The organism is Brevundimonas diminuta ATCC 11568, assembly GCF_000204035.1.
Taxonomy (GTDB): domain Bacteria; phylum Pseudomonadota; class Alphaproteobacteria; order Caulobacterales; family Caulobacteraceae; genus Brevundimonas; species Brevundimonas diminuta.
Genome location: NZ_GL883086.1, coordinates 2,355,716 through 2,360,490, shown reverse-complemented (window position 1 = coordinate 2,360,490; position 4,775 = coordinate 2,355,716). Strand labels below are relative to the sequence as shown.

Sequence of the window (4,775 nt, the reverse complement as noted above, 5' to 3'; positions counted from 1 at the left end):
GCCGTCGCCGCCCCGCCGACCACGGCCGAGACCTTTGACGCGGTCAGCGACGCCCTGGACGCCGCCGCCGCCGCCTGGACCTCGGGTCAGGTGGACGCGGTCATGGCCACCTATGTCCACGATGAGCCGTTGCTGGTCTTCCTGGGCGACACCCCGCTGAAGGGGCCCGACAGCGTGCGCGCCGCCCTGGACGCTCGTGCGGCGGCGCCGGGCGGCCTGGGGACGCTGTCCTATGAGTGGTTCGAGACCATGCAGTTCGACGTCAATACGGCGGTGGTCTCTGGCCGGGCGGTGATGACGCGCGACGGCAAGACCCATCGCGGCCTGTTCACCCGGATTCTGCGCCGCACGGTCGACGGCTGGCTGATCGTCCACGACCAGCTGGCCTGGGGGCCGGAAGCCTAAGACGCCGCCCTACAAGGCCGTGTAGAGCGCCTCCACCAACCGCAGGGCGCGCGGGTCGCCGAGCAGGTGGGGCGACTGGCGCGTCATGACATAGGCGGCCGAAACGCCCGCGGCCTGGTCCGCGAAGACCATCGACCCGCCCCAGCCGCAGTGGCCGACCGCCTTGGGGTTGGGTCCGAAGATGTTCAGGCCCTGGTTGCGGGTGAACCCCGCGGCCCAGCTCATGTCGAAGGGCAGCACCCGGTCCAGTCCGTGGATGCGTTCGCGCGTCGCCTGGGTCAGGGTTTCCTCCGACAGCACAGGCAGATGATCCAGCGCGCCGCCCGTGGCGACGAGGGACATCATCCGCGCCAGATCCTTGGCCGTGGCGTGTAGATTGGCGGATGGAATCTCCGCCATGCGCCACTCGGTCGAGCCGCGTCCGCCGGGCGCCGAGCCGCGATCCAGGAAGGCGGCCTTCTTGATCGCGTCGATGGGGCCGAGGTCCGGCGCGGCGGCGGGTTTGCGCAGTTGGGCCACGCGGCCGTGTTCGCTTTCCGGCAGGCCGATCCACAGGTCCAGATCGAACGGCTGGGCGAAGTCTTCGCGCAGGGCCGCTCCCATGGTCCGCCCGTCGACGATGCGGAACAGCTCGCCCGCCAGATAGCCGATGGTGATGGGGTGATAGCCGGACGCCGTCCCCGGCGCCCACAGCGGCGTCTGGGCCGCCAGCTTGTCCAGCACCGCCTGCCGGTCGAACCAGATGGCCGGCTCCACGCCGTCGGAAAAGCCCGGCAGGCCGGACTGGTGGCTCATCAGCTGACCGACGGTCAGCTGGTCCTTGCCCGCCGCGCCGAAGGCGGGCCAGTGGTCGGCGACCCGGTCCTCATAGGACAGCAGCCCCTTGTCCACGCAGCGCGCGATCATCAGGGCCATCACCGCCTTGCCGGTCGAGAAGACCGGGACCAGGGTGTCCTCGGCGAAGGGGGTGTTCCCCGCCAGATCGGCCGAGCCGGCCCACAGGTCCACCGCCACCTCGCCGTCGATGGTCACGCTGAAGCGCGCGGCCAGTTCGTTCAGCCCTTCGGGGGCGTCGGTGAAGTTGGCGGCGAAGGCGTCCTTCACCGCATTGAAACGCGGCGGGCAGACGCCGTGGAGGGCGGGGAGGCTGGTCATGGATGCGGTCTAGCGCCTTGGCGGCTTCACGTCACTTGCGGCCGATTACTGACGCGCCGACGCCGAGGCGTTTCGTGCGCCTTCGAACTCGTCGCCCGGCTTCCACGCGGGCCAGTCGCGCGAATTGGCCAGGTCGCGGCCGACTTCATACAGCAACTGCACATCGGCGGCGGCGGCGTCCATCTTCCACTGCGGCGTCCATCCATCCGTCGGCTGATGATAGCGGTTGGCGACGTAATCGCGGCTGGCTTCGTTGTGGCCGGTGAAGCCTGCGGCGGCGAACAGGGCGGGCACGCCTTTCCTCGCCAGCGGGAAGTGGTCCGAGCGATAGAAGGCCCCCGCATGCGGCGCCGGGTCGGGGATCAGGCGACGCCCCTCGCGCGCGGCCAGCACCGCCAGCCGGTCGTCCAGATCGTTCTTGCCCGCGCCGATGACGACGATGTTCGGGTCGATCTCGGTCCCCGGCAGCAGGCTGTCCATATTGATGTTGGCGACGGTGGTCTCCAGCGGCCAGACTGGGTTGGCGGCATAGTATTCAGCGCCCAGCAGGCCGGTTTCCTCGGCCGCCCAGCTGATGAAGACGGTCGAGCGTTCGGGCCGCGGCCCCTCGGCGAACAGGCGGGCGATCTCCATGACGCCCGCGACGCCCGTCGCATTGTCCACGGCGCCGTTATAGATGTCGTCGCCGTTCTTGGGCGTGGCGCGGCCATAGGCGTCCCAGTGGGCGCCGAACATGACGGTCTCGTTCGGATACTTGGTTCCGGGCAGGCGGCCGATGACGTTGCGCGTCTCGACCCGGTCGGCCTTCTGGCCGAAGTCGATGGACATGGTCACGCCGTCCAGCGCCACGGGGCGGAAGTCGGGCGTGCGCGCCTGATCCTTCAGGGCGGCGAAGTCCAGCCCGGCGTCCTTGAACAACTGTTCGGCGATCGCGCCCTGAATCCAGCCCTGCGCCGCCACGCGCTCCTTGTCCGGGTCGGCGCGGACGATGTCGAACTTGGGCGCGGTCGAGGAATTCTCCAGCGTCGACCACGGATAGCCCGCGCCCGGCGTGTCGTGGATGACCAGAACGCCCGCCGCGCCGTGCGCCGCCGCCACCTGGAACTTATAGGTCCAGCGGCCATAGAAGGTCATGGCCTGACCGTCGAACTTGCCGTTGACCGGGTGGCCTTCGGGGGCGGCGAAATCGGGGTCGTTGACCAGTACCAGCATGATCTTGCCGGTCAGATCGACGCCCTTGTAGTCGTCCCAGCCGCGCTCGGGCGCATCGACGCCGTAGCCGACGAAGACCAGAGGCGCGTCGGTCAGGCTGATATGCTCGACCGGCCGGTCGGATGAGACGATGACGTCCTTGGCGCGCTGAAGCTCGGTCGTGCGGCCGTCGGAAGAGACGCTGATGGCGGCGGGGCCGTCCTGGCTGGTGCGGCTGACCTGGGCGACCTGCACCCACGATCCGTTGGGGCCGCCGGGTTCGAGACCGAGCGCCTGAAACTGCTGCGACAACCATTCGATGGTGCGGTCTTCGCCGGGCGTGACCGGGGCGCGGCCTTCGAATTCATCGGACGCCAAGACGCGCGTGGCCTCGTTCAGTCGGGCCGGGTCGACGCGGCCGGTCTGGGCGAGCGCAGAGGTCGAACACATCAGAACGGCGATCAGGCCGACGGCGGCGGAACGGGCGAGGGTCATGGGCAGGCTCGGCTCTTGAACGATTTGCGCCACGCTGCCCCCTAAGGGCGCCGCTGTCGACCCTGAAAGGCCTCAGCGCCCGTTCAGCCAGGCGCGCACGCCGTCCGCCGCGACGACGCCTGAGGCGAAGGAGGCCTGGAGCAGATAGCCGCCGGTCGGCGCCTCCCAGTCCAGCATCTCGCCCGCGGCAAAGACGCCGGGCCGCGCCTTCAGCATCAGCCGTTCGTCCACAGAGTTCAGCGTCACGCCCCCGGCCGAGGAGATGGCGCGGCTCAGACCCTGCACCCCGGTCAAGGTCAGGACGACGCCCTTGATCCGGGCGGCCAGTTCGGCGGGGTCTGCGGGCAGGGAGCCGCCTTCGCGCAGCAGGGCCACGGCGGCGGCGTCCAGCCGCGCGGCCTTGCGCAGCCAGTTCGACAGGCTGTCCTTGCCGCGCGGTTTCGACAGGCGCTGCGTCAGCGCCTCGACGTTCAAATCGGGCCGCAGGTCGAGCGTCAGCACGCTTGATCCGTCGCGCTCCACCGCTTCGCGCAGACCGGCGGACAAGGCGTAGATTCCGCCGCCCTCGATCCCATAGGCGGCGATCATGGCCTCGCCGCGCACGGTGCGGTCGCCGTGCATCAGGGCGACGCCTTTCAGCGGTGTTCCGGCGAAGCGGTCGCGGAAGTTCGGCGACCAGGCGACGTCGAAGCCGACGTTGGCGGGACGGAAGACGGCCACCTCGGCGCCCGCCTTCTCCAGCGTCGGAACCCATGCGGCGTCGGACCCCAGTTTCGCCCAACTGGCGCCGCCGAGGGCCAGAACGACGGCGTCCGCGCGTTCGATCCGCTCGCCATCGGGCGTGTCAAAGGTCGGAGTCTCGCCCTGCCAGCCGGTCCAGCGCGAGCGGGTGCGGACCTCGACGCCCAGACCCTCCAGCCGCGCCAACCAGGCGCGCAGCAGAGGCGAGGCCTTCATCGCTTTCGGGAACACCCGTCCGGATGAACCGACGAAGGTCGGTTGGCCCAGCCCCTCGACCCATTCGATCAGATCGGCGGGCGAAAAGGCGTCCAGCCAGCCCTTGATGCGCGCCTGCGCGGCGGCGTCATAGCGGTTCAGGAACGGCTCCAGCGGCTCCGAATGGGTCAGGTTCAGCCCGCCGCGCCCGGCCATCAGCAGCTTGCGCGCGACCGAGGGCATCTGCTCATGGACGACGACGCGCAGGCCCGCCTGAGCCAGACGTTCGGCGGCCATCAGTCCGGCGGGACCGGCGCCGATCACGGCGACTGTTGCGGGGGCGGAGGTCATCGACGCCTTCCTAGCGGGAATGTCCGCCGCGGCCTATGCTGGCCGACATGAGCGTCGCCTTTACACGGGAAGAAGATCTGGAAGCCACGGCGGCGGACCTGCCGGACCGGCCGATCTCGCCCCATCCCAACCTCGTCACGCCGCAGGGGCTGGCCCAGATCGAGGCCGAACTGGCGGCCGCGCGCGCGGCCTATACGGCGGCTCAGGCGGCGGGCTCGATCGAGGCCGACCGCACCGCCATG

The 4,775-nt window shown here is 70.0% G+C and carries 4 protein-coding genes and 1 pseudogene; 2 read left to right on the top strand and 3 right to left on the bottom strand.

Annotation, left to right across the window (positions count from 1 at the left end; translation table 11 throughout):
* A partial coding sequence (locus BDIM_RS15365) for a DUF4440 domain-containing protein (RefSeq protein ID WP_040346410.1) occupies nucleotides 1-405 on the top strand: 405 nt, incomplete at its 5' end.
* 9 nt (nucleotides 406-414) lie between these two features.
* Here the strand turns inward: BDIM_RS15365 and BDIM_RS15360 are convergent.
* From BDIM_RS15360 to BDIM_RS15350, 3 genes are all read right to left on the bottom strand, one after another.
* Nucleotides 415-1,560 carry a serine hydrolase domain-containing protein gene (locus tag BDIM_RS15360; protein WP_003166492.1) on the bottom strand — a complete coding sequence of 382 codons (1,146 nt, stop codon included), beginning with the start codon at nucleotides 1,558-1,560 and terminating at the stop codon, nucleotides 415-417.
* A gap of 45 nt (nucleotides 1,561-1,605) precedes the next feature.
* A complete protein-coding gene (locus tag BDIM_RS15355; RefSeq protein ID WP_040346407.1) occupies nucleotides 1,606-3,246 on the bottom strand; it encodes a M28 family metallopeptidase in 1,641 nt (546 codons plus the stop codon).
* Nucleotides 3,247-3,318: 72 nt separating this feature from the next.
* Nucleotides 3,319-4,533, bottom strand: a complete 1,215-nt coding sequence (locus tag BDIM_RS15350; RefSeq protein ID WP_040346405.1) for a BaiN/RdsA family NAD(P)/FAD-dependent oxidoreductase — start codon at nucleotides 4,531-4,533, stop codon at nucleotides 3,319-3,321.
* 47 nt (nucleotides 4,534-4,580) lie between these two features.
* Between BDIM_RS15350 and BDIM_RS18190 the strand changes: the two are divergent.
* Nucleotides 4,581-4,775, top strand: a pseudogene (locus tag BDIM_RS18190) (transcription elongation factor); the annotation flags it as partial.

Bases quoted from the DNA above. Each gene is read 5' to 3' on its own strand.
- BDIM_RS15355 (WP_040346407.1), bottom strand. From the start codon at position 3,246: ATGACCCTCGCCCGTTCCGCCGCCGTCGGCCTGATCGCCGTTCTGATG.
- BDIM_RS15360 (WP_003166492.1), bottom strand. From the start codon at position 1,560: ATGACCAGCCTCCCCGCCCTCCACGGCGTCTGCCCGCCGCGTTTCAAT.
- BDIM_RS15350 (WP_040346405.1), bottom strand. From the start codon at position 4,533: ATGACCTCCGCCCCCGCAACAGTCGCCGTGATCGGCGCCGGTCCCGCC.